Origin of the sequence: Azospirillum himalayense (assembly GCF_042657465.1) — a bacterium.
GTDB lineage: Bacteria > Pseudomonadota > Alphaproteobacteria > Azospirillales > Azospirillaceae > Azospirillum > Azospirillum himalayense.
Window position 1 is genome coordinate 18,650 of the sequence record NZ_JBHSLC010000041.1, and the last position, 17,184, is coordinate 35,833.

14 protein-coding genes are annotated in these 17,184 nt (G+C 66.3%); 12 read left to right on the forward strand and 2 right to left on the reverse strand.

Going from position 1 to position 17,184, the window contains the following annotated elements; genetic code table 11:
• The first annotated feature begins 112 nt into the window (after window positions 1-112).
• The 7 genes from ACFPMG_RS19585 (at window position 113) to ACFPMG_RS19615 (ending at window position 7,365) form a co-directional block, all read left to right on the forward strand.
• Window positions 113-589 (forward strand): (2Fe-2S)-binding protein, encoded by a 477-nt coding sequence (locus ACFPMG_RS19585; protein WP_376996744.1) that lies wholly within the window; start codon window positions 113-115, stop codon window positions 587-589.
• Window position 590: 1 nt separating this feature from the next.
• Complete coding sequence (locus ACFPMG_RS19590) at window positions 591-2,747, forward strand: xanthine dehydrogenase family protein molybdopterin-binding subunit (RefSeq protein WP_376996746.1); 2,157 nt, start codon at window positions 591-593, stop codon at window positions 2,745-2,747.
• Window positions 2,747-3,376, forward strand: a complete 630-nt coding sequence (locus tag ACFPMG_RS19595) for a hypothetical protein (protein ID WP_376996747.1) — start codon at window positions 2,747-2,749, stop codon at window positions 3,374-3,376. The genes ACFPMG_RS19590 and ACFPMG_RS19595 overlap by 1 nt, the downstream gene beginning before the upstream one ends.
• A 35-nt stretch (window positions 3,377-3,411) precedes the next feature.
• The gene (locus ACFPMG_RS19600; protein WP_376996749.1) at window positions 3,412-3,720 is read left to right on the forward strand and encodes a putative quinol monooxygenase; all 309 of its coding nucleotides are present in this window, start codon (window positions 3,412-3,414) and stop codon (window positions 3,718-3,720) included.
• 80 nt (window positions 3,721-3,800) lie between these two features.
• Window positions 3,801-5,459 (forward strand): FAD-dependent oxidoreductase, encoded by a 1,659-nt coding sequence (locus ACFPMG_RS19605; RefSeq protein ID WP_376996751.1) that lies wholly within the window; start codon window positions 3,801-3,803, stop codon window positions 5,457-5,459.
• 344 nt (window positions 5,460-5,803) lie between these two features.
• On the forward strand, window positions 5,804-6,607 hold the full coding sequence (locus ACFPMG_RS19610) for a type 1 glutamine amidotransferase domain-containing protein (RefSeq protein ID WP_376996752.1): 804 nt from the start codon (window positions 5,804-5,806) through the stop codon (window positions 6,605-6,607).
• Complete coding sequence (locus ACFPMG_RS19615) at window positions 6,604-7,365, forward strand: alpha/beta fold hydrolase (protein WP_376996754.1); 762 nt, start codon at window positions 6,604-6,606, stop codon at window positions 7,363-7,365. Before ACFPMG_RS19610 ends, ACFPMG_RS19615 begins: the two co-directional genes overlap by 4 nt.
• A 143-nt stretch (window positions 7,366-7,508) precedes the next feature.
• On the opposite strand, the gene ACFPMG_RS19620 is transcribed toward ACFPMG_RS19615, so the two are convergent.
• On the reverse strand, window positions 7,509-10,388 hold the full coding sequence (locus ACFPMG_RS19620) for an ATP-binding protein (protein ID WP_376996755.1): 2,880 nt from the start codon (window positions 10,386-10,388) through the stop codon (window positions 7,509-7,511).
• 307 nt (window positions 10,389-10,695) lie between these two features.
• Between ACFPMG_RS19620 and ACFPMG_RS19625 the strand changes: the two genes are divergently transcribed.
• From ACFPMG_RS19625 to ACFPMG_RS19645, 5 genes are read left to right on the forward strand one after another with little or no spacing between them, the layout of a single operon-like run.
• On the forward strand, window positions 10,696-12,240 hold the full coding sequence (locus tag ACFPMG_RS19625; protein WP_376996757.1) for an ABC transporter substrate-binding protein: 1,545 nt from the start codon (window positions 10,696-10,698) through the stop codon (window positions 12,238-12,240).
• Window positions 12,241-12,268: 28 nt separating this feature from the next.
• Window positions 12,269-13,273: an ABC transporter permease gene (locus ACFPMG_RS19630; protein ID WP_376996759.1), complete on the forward strand. Its 1,005-nt coding sequence runs from the start codon at window positions 12,269-12,271 to the stop codon at window positions 13,271-13,273.
• The gene (locus ACFPMG_RS19635) at window positions 13,270-14,112 is read left to right on the forward strand and encodes an ABC transporter permease (protein ID WP_376996760.1); all 843 of its coding nucleotides are present in this window, start codon (window positions 13,270-13,272) and stop codon (window positions 14,110-14,112) included. Before ACFPMG_RS19630 ends, ACFPMG_RS19635 begins: the two co-directional genes overlap by 4 nt.
• A gap of 4 nt (window positions 14,113-14,116) precedes the next feature.
• Window positions 14,117-15,115, forward strand: coding sequence for an ABC transporter ATP-binding protein (locus ACFPMG_RS19640; protein ID WP_376996762.1), 999 nt, complete (start codon window positions 14,117-14,119; stop codon window positions 15,113-15,115).
• Entirely contained in the window at window positions 15,108-16,172 is a 1,065-nt protein-coding gene (locus ACFPMG_RS19645; protein WP_376996763.1) for an oligopeptide/dipeptide ABC transporter ATP-binding protein, read from the forward strand. The genes ACFPMG_RS19640 and ACFPMG_RS19645 overlap by 8 nt, the downstream gene beginning before the upstream one ends.
• On the opposite strand, the gene ACFPMG_RS19650 is transcribed toward ACFPMG_RS19645, so the two are convergent.
• A complete protein-coding gene (locus tag ACFPMG_RS19650) occupies window positions 16,138-17,151 on the reverse strand; it encodes an aldo/keto reductase (protein ID WP_376996765.1) in 1,014 nt (337 codons plus the stop codon). The genes ACFPMG_RS19645 and ACFPMG_RS19650 overlap by 35 nt on opposite strands.
• Window positions 17,152-17,184: the final 33 nt, after the last annotated feature.

Below are 17,184 nucleotides of genomic sequence, written 5' to 3' on the forward strand. Positions count from 1 at the left end.
GCTTGACCCTGTTTTACCGGTTTTTACTCACGGCGGGCAGGAGCCGCCGTCAAGATGATTTGATGGCGTGCGCACCGACAATTGGATGTGGCGTTCACAAGGGAGAAGCCGCGTGCTCTATGACCTCTCCATTAACGGCAAGAACCACTCGGTCGACCTTGACGGCGACACCCCTTTGCTTTGGGTTCTGCGCGACGTCGTCGGCCTGACCGGAACGAAATTCGGCTGTGGGATCGCCATGTGCGGCGCCTGCACCGTGCATCTCGACGGGATGGCCGTCCGGTCCTGCGTTACGCCCGTGGCCGACGTGGGATCGGCGAAGATCACGACGGTGGAGGCCATCGGCGCGACCGATGTGGGCGCTCGCCTGCAGCGCGCCTGGCTGGACATCGACGTCGTCCAGTGCGGCTACTGCCAATCGGGGCAGATCATGTCCGCCGCCGCCCTGCTGGCGGCCAATCCCAGGCCGTCCGACGCCGATATCGACTCCGTCATGGCCGGAAACATCTGCCGTTGCGGCACCTACCAGCGGATCCGCGCCGCCATCAAGCGTGCCGCCGGATCGACCGCCCAGGTCAGGGGAGGCTGAGATGACCCTCCGGTCGCGATCACGCCTCGCGGTCTCCCGGCGTGGCTTCCTTATCGGAGCGGCCCTTGTCGGCGCTGGGCTCGAGATCGGCTTCAGCAAGACAGGCTCGGCGGAGGCGGCGGGCACGTTCGTCCCGAATGCGTTCATCCGCATTCCGCCCGAGGGCAAGATCGCCCTGGTGATGCCGTCGGTCGAGATGGGCCAGGGCATCTACACCGCGGTGGCCATGCTCATCGCCGAGGAACTCGAGGTGCCGCTCGACGATGTGGTGCTGGAGCACGCGCCGGCCGACCCCTCGCGTTACGCCAATCCAGTCATCGGTGAGCAGGTGACCGGCGGCTCCTTCGCGATCCGCGGCGTGTACGAGCCGATGCGCCGGGCGGGTGCCGCGGCCCGCATCATGCTGATCAACGCGGCGGCGCGGGAATGGGGCGTCAATCCTGCGGGGTGCCGGGCGGAAGCCGGAGTTGTCCTGCATGGGGCAAGCGGGCGCCGGGCCACTTATGGATCCCTCATCAGGTCCGCGGCCGCCGAGGACGTGCCGCAGGCACCCCAGCTCAAGGCGGCCACCGCCTTCACGGTGATCGGGAAGCCGCTGCACCGGCTGGACAGCGCCGAGAAAGTCAACGGCGTGGCGATGTTCGGCATCGACGCGCGTCCCGATGGCCTGTCCTACGCCGTCATTGCAATCTGTCCAACCTTCGGCGGCCGGCTCGGCTCCGTCGATGATGCCGAGGCGCTCAAGGTCAAAGGCGTGACACGGGTCGTCAGGACCGAGAATTCGGTTGCGGTGGTCGCCCAGCACACCGGGGCCGCGCACAAAGGGCTCGCCGCTCTGAAAATCGACTGGGTCGCCGGCCCGGATGGAACCCTTAGCACCGCGGATCTGGAGCGTCGCATGGAGGCGGCAATCGGCGCCGAAGGCCTCACCCACATCCAGGTGGGCGATGTGGCGACCGCCGAGGCGGCGCGCGACCGGGTGCATGAATTCGTCTATCGCCTGCCCATCCTGGCCCACAGCGCCATGGAGCCGATGAACTGCACGGTCCATGTCCGCCGGGACGGCTGCGAGGTGTGGACCGGCACCCAAGTGATGGGCCGCGCGCGGCAGGCGGTCGCCGACGCGACCGGGCTCCCGGTCGAGACGGTGGTGGTCCACAACCACTTGCTGGGCGGCGGCTTCGGTCGGCGGCTCGATGTCGATGGGATCATCGCCGCGGCGATGATCGCGCGGCAGGTCGAGGGGCCGGTGAAGGTCACCTGGAGCCGGGAAGAGGACATCCGTCACGACTGCTACCGCTACCTGAACTCCAGCAAGGTGGTGGCGACGCTCGGGCCGGACGGCATGCCGGTCTCCTGGCGGCACCGGGTGATCGGCCCGTCGGTGATGGCGCGCTGGCTGCCGGCCTTCACCAAGGACGGCATCGATCTCGACATCATGGACGGCGCGGACAGCCCCTACGCGATTCCGAACAAGCGCACGGAGTTCGTGCGCCACGAGGCGCCGGACGGCATGCTCACCGGCAATTGGCGCGGAGTCGGTCCGACCCGCAACCTGCCGGCCGTCGAAGGCGCCATCGACGAGCTCGCGCATGTGGCCGGCATCGATCCGGTCGATTACCGGCGGCGCCTGCTGGGTGAGAATCCGAGGCTGAGGCGCGTCCTCGACGTCGCCGCCGAGAAGGCCGGCTGGTCGTCCGCCCTGCTGCCCGGCCAGGGCCGTGGCGTTGCTCTGTTGGAGGCGTTCGGGAGCTTTGCGGCCATGGTGACGGAGGTCACCGTCGCGCCGTCCGGCGCCGTGCGTGTGGACCGGGTCGTCTGCGCGGTCGATTGCGGCCAGGTCATCAACCCGGACACCGTCGACGCACAGATCCAAAGCGGCATCGTCTATGGGCTGAGCGCCGCGCTTTACGGGCGCATCACCATCGAGAAAGGCGGCGTGGTCGAAGGCAATTTCGACGACTCACCGGTGCTGCGCATGCACGAGATGCCGCAGGTCGAGACCCACATCGTCGCCAGCACCGAGGCGCCGGGCGGCATCGGCGAGGTCGGCACGCCCGGCGTCGCACCGTCCCTGCTGAACGCGATCTTCATGGCGACCGGCAAGCGGTTGCGGACACTGCCGCTCGACACCACCCCCCTGCGGAGGGCGACGTGATGGCACCGAACACCGTGGTTGCGGCGACCTTCGCCGGCATGGTCATGGCCGGTGCCGGCGTGGTGTTCGGCGACTCGCCGACCACCCCGGTCGAAAGCCTGCGTCCGGCTTCGGCGTTTGACTCGATCACGAACGAGACCGCGCGCTCGCAGGCGTTGTTCGAAGAGGCGGCGCGCGTCATCACCCACCCGCGCTGCATGAACTGTCATCCGGTAACGCGAACACCCGCCCAGGGCGACGACCGGCATCCGCATATTCCGTTCATCGACGCGAGCGCCAGCGACCATGGGCCCGACGGCTTGCGGTGTGCGGCCTGCCACGGACCCGACAACCGGACGATCCTGGGCAGCCGGCTCACATCGATCCCGGGCAATCCCCACTGGTCGCTGGCACCGCAGAGCATGGGTTGGCAGGGGCTGAGCCCGGGCGACATCTGCAAGCAGTTGAAGGACCCGGCTCGGAACGGCGGCCGGTCGCTCACCGACCTGATCCGTCACGCGAACGAGGACCACCTCGTCGCATGGGCCTGGCATCCCGGTCAGGGGCGGACACCCGCCCCGGGCGATCAGGCGACCTTCGGTGCGCTGGTGGCCGCCTGGATCGGGACCGGGGCCGTGTGCCCGGAGTGATCGACATCGTTCCATCTCCTCGAAGGGACCGAGCCATGGCGTCGCCTGTCAAGATCACCGCAATCCTGACCGCTCGGGCGGGCAAGGCCGCGGAACTGGCCGCGCTCCTGGATCGGATGGTCCCGCACTGCCGCGCCGAACCCGGCAACCTGCGCTGGGATGTCTGGCAGGACCAGGCGGAAGACGGGCGTTTCGTCCTGGACGAACTCTATCGGGACGATGCCGCCGTGGAGGAGCACCGTGAGACGCCGCACTACAAGGATTATCGCGATCGTGTTCCGGAGCTGGCCGAACGCACCGCCTTTGTTCTTCGGCCCAAGCACGTGCTGCCCGACGGTCGCTGAATGGTGTTTTGCCCTGCGAGGCCCGCCGAGCATCGGCCTCACCATTCTGCCAAATGAATCATCGATCGAGGAGCATGGCGATGGGGATCGGCGAGACTCGCAAGGAACAGCTCTATCCGACAATGACCGCGTCCCAGTTGAACGCCGCGCGGCGCTTCGCTGGCGGACCCGAGCGAAGCTTCGCGCCGCACGAGCGGGTGTACGACGTCGGGCAGCGCGACGTCCCGGCGTGGCTGGTGCTGACGGGCTCCATCGAAAGCGGTCGGCAGGGTGGGATCGGCAACGAGACCCTCATCGTGGTGCACGGGCCGGGCCAGATGAGCGGAGAGATCAGTCAACTGAGCGGTCGCGCCACCCTGGCGTCCGGGCGTGCGGGAGCGGATGGGGCTGTTGCGCTCCCCTATGACGCCGCGCACCTGCGTGCCCTCATCGTCGGGTCGGCGGACGTGGGCGAGACGATCATGCGCGCCTTCATCCTGCGTCGTGTCGCGTTGATCGAGGCCGGGCTGACGGGGGGCGCCGGATCGGTGCTGCTTGGAGCGCGCAATGCGCCGGATCTCGTCCGCCTCTCCGGTTTCCTGACCCGCAACGGCTATCCGCACATGGTGGTGCCGGCCTGCGAGCCGGAGGGTAGGGAGCTGGTGGAGCGCCTTGGCGTGCTCGACGGCGAGCTGCCGCTGATGATCTGCCCCGACGGCACGATCCTGAAGCGGCCCAGCGACCAGGAGGCGGCCGCCTGTCTCGGCATGGGGCCCTCGCTGACACCCGGCAAACGGTATGACGTGGCTGTGGTCGGCGCCGGACCGGCAGGTCTGGCGACCGCGGTCTACGCCGCGTCGGAAGGCCTGTCGGTGCTCGTGTGCGACGCACGCGCATACGGAGGCCAAGCGGGCGCCTCGGCGCGGATCGAGAATTATCTGGGTTTCCCCACCGGCATCTCGGGACAGGCCCTGGCGGGCCGTGCTTTCAGTCAGGCCATGAAGTTCGGGGCGGAACTCGCGATACCGCTGTCCGTCGAGCGCCTCGAATGTCCGTTCGAGCGGGGCACGCGACCGTTCATCCTGCATCTCGGCAACGGACAGAGTGTGCTGGCCCGCGCGGTCGTCATCGCGTCGGGCGCGCGCTACCGGCGTCCCGACGTGGCCAATCTGGGCGAGTTGGAGGGTGCCGGCGTCTCCTACTGGGCGTCGCCGATTGAAGCGAAGCTGTGCGAGGGCGAGGAGGTGGCGCTGGTCGGTGGCGGAAACTCCGCGGGACAGGCGGTCGTCTCGCTCGCGCCATTCGTTTCGCGGCTCCACCTGTTCGCCCGGCGCTCGCTCGAGGAGACGATGTCCCGCTACCTGGTCGACCGTATCGGTGCCCTTGCCAACATCGAACTGCACATCGGAAGCGAGGTGGTCGGGGTGGAAGGCGACCGGACGGGCGGCCTGACCGGCGCACGGTTCCGCAACCGGGATACCGGCGCGACGGAGCACCGTGCCTTGCGGCACCTGTTCCTCTTCGTCGGTGCCGATCCGAACACGGACTGGCTGAACGGCTGCGTATCCCTCGATGACAAGGGCTACGTGTTGACGGGGAACGCCATCGGCTTCGGGAGCCGTCTGCCGCTGGAGACCAGCCAGCTCGGGATCTTCGCGGTCGGAGATGTCCGATCCGGTTCGACGAAGCGCGTGGCGGCCGCGGTCGGGGAAGGTGCCGCGGTCGTCGCCCAACTTCATGGGGTTCTCACGCAGCGATAGGGCCGAAGCGACAGCTTGCGGTCGCGTTTCAGCCGCGCCGACCAAGGTCCTGAACGTCGATCGTGACCGATCGGCACGAAACGGCATCCATGCCAGAAAAATTTATGTCGTCTGGTCGAGTATTATAAGAATTTCATGAAGTAGAAGATTCGGCGCTCATTGTTTCGTCGATGTTCTGATCGGGTTTTATCCCGGTCTCACTGGAAGTTGGACCGTCAATTGATTGGATGCGGGACGTCCGCGCGCGCCGTCGACAATGCCAAAACTACAGCTTGGCCAGAACGGCAGCTTTGTTTCAGTGGCGTCGGTTCGGCGACGCAACATTCAATCGAGGAGAAGGCATCATGAGCAAGGGAAAGTTGCTGGTCATCGGATCGAACGCCACCCGGATCGAGGTGAAGGGTGGAATGGGGCGGACCGGTCAATACCTGAACGAGACCGTTGTGCCGGCGATGGCCTTTCTGGACGCCGGCTACGAGGTGGTGCTCGCAACCCCGAACGGGACGCAGCCGCACATCGACGAAGCCTCCGACGCGCCGGCGCATTTCGACAATGACGAGGACGCCTATCGTCGGGCACGCGCCTTCTACGACACGCATCCGTCCATGACCCGGGTCCGCACAATCCGCTCCGTGATCGAGGAAGGGCTCGACGGCTACGTTGCGGTGTTCGTGCCGGGCGGCCAGGCTCCGGTCGTCGACCTCATGCAGGATCCGGATCTCGGCGTGATCCTCAGGCATTTCCACGAAGCGGGGAAGCTCACGGCCTTTCTCTGCCATGGTCCGATGGCCGCCGCCGCCGCCATGCCGAAGGCGAAGGAGTTCCGCGCCGCGCTGATCGCCGGTGACCGCGCGAGGGCGGCCGTGCTGGCCGACGGGTGGCAGTATGCCGGCTACCGGATGACCGTCTTCTCAGCGACGGAGGAAGCGGTCGTCGAAGACCAGATCCTTCACGCCAAGATGCACTTCACCATGCCCGAGGCCTTGAGGGCTGCGGGGGCCGAGGTCATCACGACATCGGTCGACTTCGAACCCTACGTCGTCGTCGACCGCGAGCTGATCACCGGTCAGAATCCGCGCTCCGACCACCCGATCGCGGCAAAGCTGATCGAAATGCTCGACCACCCAAGGGCGGACGGAAACTCATGAAACAGCATCACGACATCATCGGCCTTTCCCTGGTGCTGGGAACCATCGCGATGGTCGGATCTCATGCATCGGCAGCCGAATTGAAGGCCAGGACGGCCGTGCTCGTCCATGGCGCCTTCGCCGACGGCTCATCCTGGCACAAGGTCATTCCGCACCTCGAAAAGGCCGGCCTGAAGGTCATAGCGGTCCAGAACCCGCTTGACTCGCTGAAGAGCGACGTTGCCGCGACCAGCCGGGCGATCCGGAACGCGGAGGGACCCGTCGTCCTGGTCGGACATTCATGGGCCGGTGTGGTCATCACGGAAGCCGGACACGACGAAAAGGTCAAATCGCTCGTCTATGTCGCCGCCTACGCGCCTGACAAGGGTGAGTCGGCGCAGAGTGTGGCGTCGAAATACCCGGCCCTGGAGGGCCGGCAGACCTTCGTCAAGGATGCGGACGGCTATCTCAGGATCAGCGACGAGGGCATCAGGAAATACTTCGCTCCGGATCTCCCGCCGGACGAGCAGGCGGTCGTGGCGGCAACCCAGGGCCCGTTCCATGTCAGCACGGTCACGACCCCGGTAAGCCGCGCCGCTTGGCGTGAAAAGCCGACCTTCATGGTCGTCGCGACGAAGGACGCGATCATTCCACCACAATTGGAAAGGGATCAGGCCGAAGCGGCCAAGGCCACGACCGTGGAGGTGCCGTCCAGTCATGTCGCGATGCTGTCCCACCCGAAGGAGGTCGCCGAGTTGATCCTCAAGGCGGCGGAGTAGCGAATCCGTCGCGTCGCGAACCCGATCGAGACCTGCGGGCCTTCAGCGAGTGTCGACGGTGAGGGCTCGCGAGCTGGCAAGGCACAACGCGGCCGGTCTTGCGCACGTGCGCAAGCGCGGGTCCCTCCTTCCAAACTCCAGCCTTACCCCCAGGCCAACCTGCCGCATCGGCGGAGCCGTCGGAGGCGGTCGCGCGCCGCCGCAAGCTGAGCGTAGTCGGTGGTGTCGCTGAACTTTGCGCAGCAGGCCGCGAGCAGATCGGACGCCTCGCTGTGGCGACGATTCGCCTCGAGGATCTCCGATAGGGCCGTGGCCGCGCGAAGCTCGAGCGTCAGCGCACCGATTTCTTCGGCCTTGTCGACGGCGCGCTTCAACAATCGTTCGGCTTCATCAGCGTTGTCGGCAGCGGTCGCGATCATGCCGCCGACCCGCAGGATCTCAGGCATGCACCAGTTGGCGACCTGGTCCTGAGCAAGCCGGCCGGCTTCCTTGATCGTCTCTCGCGCCTCATCGACGGCGCCCGCGTCGAGCAGCGCCTCGGCGACCATGCTGTAGTGCATCGGCGCGCGCAGAAGATTCCGCGCGGCGATCAGATCCTGAAGCCGGGCCTTCATGTCGGCCGCCGCGCCGATCTTCCGCTGTTTGGCGCTCAGCGCGCTCTTGAAGAAGCGGCACACCTCCCGCCAGATGCCGATATCCTCGTGCCGGCCGTTGGCTTCGAGCATGGCGAGGAACGTCGCGGCGCTGGCGAGGTCGTCGGTCCACAGCGATATGGGAATGGCGCAAACGGCGAGAACGTTGGATTGGGAGACGACATGTCCCGTCGCCTCGGCGCGCGCGACCGCCGACCTGGCGACCTGCATGGCCCGGTCCGGTTCCCCGGAAATCCAGAAGGCGATGGCGAGCGAACACTGGACATGGGCGCCGCGCTCCGCCTGGAAGCGCGCGAAACGAACCGGATCCGTGGAGCGCGGCTGTCCGGCAGCCAGCGCCTCCAGCCGTCGCCGTGCGCTCGCGATCTTGCCGATGTAGATCTCGGCCATGCCCATCATGCGGTTTCCTTCCGCAAGGGCTGGCCCATCGCCCGCCGCTTCGGCGATCGCCAGGAACCGGTGGAGCGTGTCGATGCCCTCCAGCGGCCGGCCGACATAGATCAGATAGGCGGCCAACCCCCAGAGACCGTGAAGCTGGTACTCCACGTTCCCTGTCTCGCAGCCAAGCAGATGGCATTCCTGCCAGACCCCCTCGATGGAGGGAGCGAGGTGATGGGCGAAGCTCATGCCCGAGGCGCGGGCGGCGACCAGCTTCATGACGAGGTCGGCGGGGCAGTCCTTCATGTCGTTAACCACCTGCCAGGCATGTTCGATCCTCGACTGCATCTCACCGAGGGCGGACATCTCCATCCAGAGCGGGATGGCCGCGACCGTCAGTCTGATGCCGAGAAGCCGGTCGCCGGTTGGCCCGAACGCCCACGTCAGCGCGTTTCGAAGATCATCGACGCGGCAAATGTAGTCGGACATCCAATCGCGCTTGGCGCGCCACCCACGTTCCTCCGCCGCTCTTTCATAGAGGGTGAGAATGTGCCGGGCATGATGTTCCAGAGCACCGTCGCGCTCGCCCGCATCCATCTGCCGTTCCAGCACATAGGCACGCGTGGTCTCGAGAAGCCGGTAGCTCAGCGCCCCGTCCTTGTAATCGGCGCTCACCATCGACTTCTGGGTCAGGCGCTCCAGCGTGTCCACGGTCGCCAACGCATCGAAGCCGGGGGCCTTCGCCATGGCGACCACATCCTCGATCCGGAACGTGCCGGTGAACACGGAGAGGAAGCGGAGGAGAGAGGCCTCGTCGTCCGACAGCAGCCGGTAGCTCCAGTCGAGTGTCGCCAAAAGGGTCTGCTGGCGGAACGGAGCGGTGCGGGCATCGTTGCTCAGCAGCAGAAATCGTTGTTCGAGCATGCTCAGCAGCGCCGGCACGCCGAAGGTGGCAGCCTTGCTGGCCGTCAATTCGATCGCCAGCGCGATGCCGTCCAGCCGGTGGCAGATGGCCGATACCAGTGGCGCGTCCGCATCGCTCAAAACATAGACGCCGCGCTCCTGCGCGCGGGCGACGAACAACTGCACGGCCGCGAAGGTCAGCGCGTGCTCCGCCGTCTTCACGCCCCCAACGGCCGGCACATCCAGCGGCGGCAGCCGGTACACCCGCTCCAGGCCGGTCCGCAACGGTTCGCGGCTGGTTGCTAAGATCCTGATTGTCGGAATGGCGTCGAGGAGGCGATCGACGACCGTCGCCGCGGCCGACAGAAGATGCTCGCAGTTGTCGAGCACGATGAGAACCCGCTTGCCGCGCAGGGCTTCGGCCATGTCCGCCAGCGTGTTCGCCGAATGCGGTCTCACCAGGACGCCCGCCGCAACCGCGGATGGCACGTATTGCGGATCGCCGACACAGGACAGATCGATGAAATAGACCCCGTCGGCATAGTTGGGCACCTCTTGATGGGCGACCGCGATGGCGACGGTCGTCTTTCCCACGCCGCCCGGACCGACGATGGACACATGGTGCCGGTCGGCCAGGGCCGACGCGATGCGTGCGATCTCCCGATCCCGGCCCAGGGCAAGGGGGCGGGTTGGAAGTCCCTTCGACGGTGCGGGAGACGCCGGAGTGGCCGGCGGTTGGGCGCGGTCGATGTCGACGGAGGCAACGAAGCGGTAGCCGCGACCCGCTACGGTGGCGATGTACGGCTCGTCGGAATCGGAACCGAGCGACCGGCGCAGCGATGCGATGTTCACCTTGAGGTTGTCTTCGTGGACGAAGGTGTCCGGCCAGCAGAAGTCGATGAGTTCCTTCTTGCCGACGACCTCCCCGGGCCGACTGACCAGCAGGGTGAGAATGTCGAGAGCCCGGCCACCGATCCGGACGGCAGCACCGTCGCGCAGCAGCAGTTGACGGTTCGGCAGAAGCCGGAACGGTCCGAACACATAGGCGAGGCAATTGGCGTTTGGAGGTTCAGCGTGCATGTCTGCCATCGCCCCCTATCAGGACAGGTTCGGTCACCTGGGACCGCGTCGCTTGTCAGATTTGATTATTGGTACACCATGCACTTTTAATCGTTCAAGATCGACGATTCAGCGACATAATGCAAAAGCGGGACGAAGGGAGTGCCGACTTGTCGATGGCGAGCATTTATCCGTCACTTTTACAGGATTTTACTATCGTTCACCGTGGACATCACGCCGCCGACATGAGATTTGGACTCCAATGGGTTGGGAGAGGGGGCGACCATGTCGGCGGCGGGGCGATGATGTGCGGATGAGGACAACGCGCAGAGCGGTCTTGAAGGGTGCGCTCGGCGCCGCGGCGCTGGGCCTGTCGGACGGTAAGCCCGCGGCCGCACAGTCGGGGGGGAGGTTTGTCTTCGCCAACAATTCCCCATACGACAACCTCGACCCGCACACGATCTTCGACGTCTCGCGCGCCGCCACCCGCCTCAATCTCTACGACGGGCTCTACCGCTGGGTGGACAACCCCCCCACGATGATCCCCTGGCTGGCGGAGAGCCACACCGTCTCCGACGACGGCAGGGTCTACAGCTTCAAACTCCGAAGCGACGCGGTGTTCCATGACGGCACTCCCGTCACGTCGGCCGATGTCGTCTACTCCATCGAACGGATCATCGCTCTGCGGAAGGGACCGGCGAGCCACTACCTCGATGTCATCAAGCCCGGATCGACACAGGCTCCGGACCCAACGACCGTCGTGTTCAACCTCACCCAACCCTACGCCATCTTCCTGGCGACAGTCCCCGACCTGTTGATCGTCAACAGCGCGCTGGTGAAGGCCAACGAGACGGACGGCGATTGGGCCGAAGCCTGGCTTGCGCGGAACGACGCCGGGTCCGGCTCCTACGCGTTGCGCCGCCATGACCCGGCCGTGGGCTGGATCGCGCGCCGCTTCACCGGGCACTTCGCCGGCTGGACGGGCGAGCCGATCGACGAGATCGAATTCCGGACCGTGCTCGACACCAGCACCCGTGTCCTGGGCCTCATCCGTGGCGAATTCCACGGGGCAGACGGCTTCATGCCATACGACCAGATTGAACGCCTGCACTGGTCGCCGAATGTGCAGATCATCGAGCAGGAGGCGATGCGGGTCTTCGGGCTTGCGTTGAACAACCAGAAACCATTGATGAACAACGTCCATTTCCGGCGCGCGCTCGCCTACGCCTTCGATTATGACGGCTTCATCACGAGCATCCTGAAAAACTCCGTCTCGCGCAACCCAGGCCCCAACCCGAACACGATATGGGGCACACCGGCCGATCTGAGAGGATACGACTACGATCTCGACAGGGCGCGTGCGGAACTGGCGAAAGTTGCTGAGCCGCTGCGGGTGATCAGCATCAACGCGCTCGCCGGCTTCAGTGACTCCGAGCAGGCGGCGTTCCTGTTCCAGAATGCCTTGCGGCAAATCGGCGTCGAAGCCGTGGTGGAGGTGTCTCCATGGACCGTCATCCTGAGCCGCATGAGCACACCCGAGACGCGGGCCGACATCATTCCCGTCTGGAGAAGCAGTTTCTATATCGACCCCAACAACTGGGTGGGTGAGTTGTTCGGCACGCGTTACCACGGCGCACGCAGCTTCTCCTATTACAGCAATCCGGAGTTCGACAAACGCCTCGATCGGGCACTCATTTCGCGCGACCACGAGGAGCGCCGAAAGCTCTACGAGGAAATGACCCAGATGGTGGTGGATGACGCGGCCGGAATCTTCATCTACAATACGCGCTGGTATGGGCCTTATTCCCGAAAGGTCAAAGATATCCGCTACTCGCCCGTAAATCATGGTCAGGACATGCGCTGGGTCTCGATGAGCCGATAGCGCGCGGACCGGAGTGGGAGACAGCGTCGTGAACTGGCTCTCTATTGTTGCGAACAGGCTGCTCTGGTTTGTCCCGACACTCTTCGGGCTGTTGGCAATCGTGTTCGTGCTCTCACGCGTGGTCCCGGTCGATCCCGCGCGCTTGGCGGCGGGGGAGCAGGCATCGGCCGAGCAGGTCCAGCAGGTCCGGGAGCGGTTCGGTCTGGACAATCCATTGCCCGTCCAGTTCGTCAGTTACCTGCGCGACGTGGTGACTGGCAATTTGGGAACGAGCCTATACACACAGCGACCAATCGTGGACGACCTCGCCTCGCGGTTGCCGGCGACGTTGGAGTTGATCCTGACGGCGTTGCTGCTGGCCGCGCTGATCGGCATCCCGCTCGGCGTGCTCTGCGGACTGCACAGCCATTCATGGCTCGACCATGGCCTGCGCGTGATCTCGGTTTCCGGACTTGCCGTCGCGTCCTTCTGGCTCGCGATGCAGTTGCAACTGCTGTTCTCGATGCGGCTCGGCTGGCTGCCGCTTGCCGGACGGATCGAGGGCTTCCCGCCGGACATGGTGACCGGATTTATGCTTCTCGACACCTCGATCCGCGGGGAGTTCGATCTGTTCGCCTCGGCCATCCGGCATCTTGCGCTGCCGTCCCTGACACTCGCCCTGCCAGCCGCGGCGTCCGTGGTTCGCTTCATGCGCAATGGCGTCATCGGCGCTGTTCACTCGCCCTCGGTCGCCTATCAGACGGCGATGGGCTTTCCGCGCCGGCTGATCGTCTGGAAATACATTCTGCGGCTGGCCTTGAGCACGACGGTGACGCAGTTCGGCCTCATCTTCGGGTTCCTGCTCGCCGGCACCGTGGTCGTGGAGACCGTGTTCGACTGGCCCGGTCTCGGCGGTTATGCCGTACGCTCGATCCTCCAGTCCGACTACAACGCGGTCATGGGTTTCACGCTCTGCGCCGGCGCCTTCGTCCTCGTCATCAACCTGTTCGTCGACCTGTTCCAGATGGCGATCGATCCACGCGGTTCGGCATGAGGGGCACGCTCAGGCGCTTCGCGCGCGATCGCGCCGCTCTGCTCGGTCTCTGCATCGTCGGTCCGCTGCTGCTGGCGGCCGTGTTCGCACCGGTCCTGGCGCCCCATCCGAACGACATCGTCGTCTTCCATCTGGAGCGGCGGCTGCTCCCCCCATCCGCCGATGCACTGCTCGGCACGGATCGCATGGGCAGCGACATCCTCAGCCGCCTGCTGTTCGGGGCGCGCACGACCCTGATGCTGGCGGGCGTGACGGTGGGTGCGGCATTGCTGATCGGCGTGCCCGTCGGGTTGGTTGCCGGCTACCACAGCAACTGGATGAGCGAGGCGCTGATGCGCCTTGCGGAGATCTTCCTGGCGGTGCCGCAGATTGTGCTCGCCATAGCCATCGCGCAGACGCTCGGCCCCTCGCTTGACAACGCCGTTCTCGCCCTCACGCTGACTTACTGGCCGTTCTGGGCGCGGCTCGTCTACGCTGAGACGCGATCGATCCGGAACGAGGTGTTCATCGAATCCGCGATCGCGCTGGGCGCGTCGGCTTGGCGGGTCATCCTGCTGCACATTCTCCCGGCCATCGCCTCACCGATCATCGTGCGCACCTCGATCGGCATCGGCGCGACGATCCTGACCGCCGCGACGTTGGGGTTCCTTGGGCTGGGGCCGCCGGCCACCACGCCGGAATGGGGCCGCATGATCGCCGAAAGCCGCGAGTATCTGCCCGAGGCGTGGTGGTATGCGCTGGCACCGGGTGTAGCGATCTTTCTGACCGTTCTCGGCTTCAATCTTGTCGGCGACGGATTGCGCGACATTCTCGATCCCAAAACGCGCAACGATGCATAAGCGGATGACGGCGATCTTGGACATCGGCGGGTTCTCGCTCTCCTTCCGGACGGCCAAGGGCATCGCCCGTGTGCTCGACCGCGTGGATCTCACCGTCCGACCGGGCGAGATCGTCGGGCTGGTCGGCGAATCCGGCTGCGGCAAGACCACGCTGGTCCGCGCCATCCTCGGCGCCCTGCCGGAACCCGTGGCGAAGCGCGGCGGCGGCCACATCCTCCTTGATGGCGTCGACACGCTGAGCGGCGGCAAGGCGGCGCAGTCCATGCGCGGCCGTGACGTGACGTTCGTGCCGCAGGATCCGTTCGCGAGTTTCAACCCGCTCTTCCGCGTCGGCACGCAAATCCGCGACCTGATGCGCTGGCGGGGGCCGGGGCCGGAGGGGTCGCGGCGCGATCACTCGCGGCAGACCGGGGAGGCGGCAGTCCACGCCATGCTTGACGCCGTGCAGCTGCCCGCGGGCGTCCTTGTGAAATACCCTCACGAGCTCTCCGGCGGACAGCGCCAGCGCGTGTTGATCGCGATGGCGCTGTTGCCGCAGCCCCGGATCATCATCGCCGATGAACCGACGACGGCGCTCGACTCCATCCTCCAGGCACAGATTCTCAGCCTGCTGCGGCGGGTCGCCGTCGAGCGCGGCGTCGCCGTGCTGTTCGCGACCCACGATCTCGGGGCGGCGTGGGAGATCTGTGACCGTGTAACGGTGTTGTACGCCGGCCAGACGGTGGAGATCGGGCCGCGCGAGCCCTTCTTCCGTGCGCCAAGGCATCCTTACACGCGCATGTTGCTCGAGAGCATGCCCGAACCGGATCGTGCTCTGCGGGTGATCCCCGGCGGCGTGCCGAATCCGCTCGCGCCGCCCGAGGGATGCCGGTTCAACCCCCGCTGCCCCAGGGCGACGGCCGTCTGTGGCGAAACCCGGCCACCTCTGTCCAGCGCGGCGCACGACCATCTGGTCGCTTGTCATCATCCTTGGACCGATGCGGAGCAGGTCGCCCGTGGTTGAGACGTCTCCCCCGCCATTGCTGCGGGTCGATCGTCTGGCCCGACATTTCCCGGTGCGCGGTTTCCTGAACCGCCGCGTCGGGACGCTGCGGGCGCTGGACGACGTCTCCTTCACCATGACCAGAGGGGAGGTGCTCGGCATCGTCGGCGAAACCGGCTCCGGCAAGTCGACTCTCGGCAAGACCCTCATGGGCATCCATGAGCCGACCCTGGGGGAAGTCTGGCTCGACGGAACGCGTATCGCGTCGTCCGGCCAGAAACGGGCGGCGTCCATCCGGACGCGGTTGCAATATGTCTACCAGGATCCGGGCGCGTCGCTCGATCCGCGCTGGACGCTCCGCCGCTCGTTGCACGAGCCGTTGATCATCCACACCCGCTGGCCGCGCGACCGCCGCGAGGCGAAGGTGCGGGAGATCGTTGCCGCTGTGGACCTGCCGCCGTCGCACCTCGACCTCTACCCGCACGAGATCAGCGGCGGACAATTGCGTCGCGCGGGGCTGGCCCGGATCCTTGTGCTGCACCCGCAGCTGATCATCCTGGACGAGCCGACCGCCGGGCTCGACGTGTCGGTGCAGGCCGCGGTCCTGACTCTCCTCCAGGACCTCAGGCGCGACTTCACGCTGACCTACATGGTGATCAGCCACGATCTTGCCGTGGTGCGTTCCGTCAGCGACCGGGTGGCGGTGATGTATCTGGGGCGCATCGTCGAGATCGGCCCGACCGCCGACGTCTTCGCCGCGCCGCGCCATCCCTACACCCGCGCGCTGCTGGCGACCGCGCCGCGCATCGGCGGGCCGCGGGTGACGGATAGCTTCCCGCTGCTGGGGGGGCCGCCCGATCCGCTGCAACTGCCGTGGGGATGCCGCTTCCGGACCCGATGCCGCTTGGCGATGCCGGAGTGCGCGGGGTTGGCCGTGCAGCTTGATTACGAGGGTGAACGCGGCGTCGCCTGCCCGCGATGGCGTCACGGGGACATGCCGCGGCCGGTCGCACCCCCCGGCACGGGCTCCTCCGCACCGGCGATCATGCCCCGCCCGGCAGAGGAGCCGCGGCGTTGACGAGCCCCGCCTGTCGCAGCTCGTGCCAGAAGGCCGCGGGCACCACCTCGCTCAGGGCGGCACGGTCCTCGGCGATCCGCTCCGGCCGGCTGGCTCCCGGAATCACGGCGGTGACGGCGGGATGGGCGAGGGCGAACTGCAAGCCAGCCGCCTTCATGCTGACATGGTGACGGTCGGCGATGGCCTTGATCGCGGCAACCTTGCCCAGGATCCGCGGCGTGGCGGGGGCATACTCGAAATTCGGACCGCCAACGAGCGCGCCTGAGCTGTAGGGACCGCCGACCACGATGCCAAGGTTGCGTTCGGCAACCATCGGCATGACGCGTTGCAGCGCACGGTCGTGGTCGAGCAGGCTGTAGCGGCCCGCGAGCAGGAAGCCATCGGGAGACGGCCCCTGCAACGCCAGCACCAGTTCGATCGGCTCGACGCGATTGACGCCAAGCCCCCAGGCCATGATCACGCCCTCATCCCGAAGGCGATCGAGCGCGATGAAGGCGCCCTTGCGGGCGCTTTCGAACACACCCAGCCACTCATCGCCGTAGAAGTCCTGGGCGACGTCGTGCACCCAGACGATTTCGATGCGGTCGGTCTTCAGGCGCTTCAGACTGTCCTCGATCGAGCGCAGCGTGGCATCTCGGGAGTAATCGTTCACCACCCTGTTCGGGAGGCCGTGCCGGAAGACGTCCCCCTTCTCGCCAAGATCGCGCGACGAGGGGTCGTCGATCTCGTCAAGGATGATCCGACCGACCTTCGTGCTGATGACGTATTCGCTCCGCGGCTTCGAGGACAGGGCCTCGCCCAGGCGCAACTCAGCCAGTCCCGCGCCGTACAAAGGCGCCGTGTCGAAGAAGCGGATACCGTCGGCCCAGGCGGCCTCAACCGTGGCGAGGGCCTCGGCCTCAGGAATGTCGCGGAACATGTTTCCCAGCGGCGCCGTACCGAAACCCAGCCGCCCCGGCAGTATGCCCTTGAGAGCCATCGAAATGATCCTTTCGAGAGTTGGTTCGCCGCG

Coding starts and splice junctions, on each gene's coding strand:
- ACFPMG_RS19590 (WP_376996746.1), top strand. CDS start 591: ATGACCCTCCGGTCGCGATCACGCCTCGCGGTCTCCCGGCGTGGCTTC.
- ACFPMG_RS19595 (WP_376996747.1), top strand. CDS start 2,747: ATGGCACCGAACACCGTGGTTGCGGCGACCTTCGCCGGCATGGTCATG.
- ACFPMG_RS19600 (WP_376996749.1), top strand. CDS start 3,412: ATGGCGTCGCCTGTCAAGATCACCGCAATCCTGACCGCTCGGGCGGGC.
- ACFPMG_RS19605 (WP_376996751.1), top strand. CDS start 3,801: ATGGGGATCGGCGAGACTCGCAAGGAACAGCTCTATCCGACAATGACC.
- ACFPMG_RS19610 (WP_376996752.1), top strand. CDS start 5,804: ATGAGCAAGGGAAAGTTGCTGGTCATCGGATCGAACGCCACCCGGATC.
- ACFPMG_RS19615 (WP_376996754.1), top strand. CDS start 6,604: ATGAAACAGCATCACGACATCATCGGCCTTTCCCTGGTGCTGGGAACC.
- ACFPMG_RS19620 (WP_376996755.1), bottom strand. CDS start 10,388: ATGGCAGACATGCACGCTGAACCTCCAAACGCCAATTGCCTCGCCTAT.
- ACFPMG_RS19635 (WP_376996760.1), top strand. CDS start 13,270: ATGAGGGGCACGCTCAGGCGCTTCGCGCGCGATCGCGCCGCTCTGCTC.
- ACFPMG_RS19640 (WP_376996762.1), top strand. CDS start 14,117: ATGACGGCGATCTTGGACATCGGCGGGTTCTCGCTCTCCTTCCGGACG.
- ACFPMG_RS19650 (WP_376996765.1), bottom strand. CDS start 17,151: ATGGCTCTCAAGGGCATACTGCCGGGGCGGCTGGGTTTCGGTACGGCG.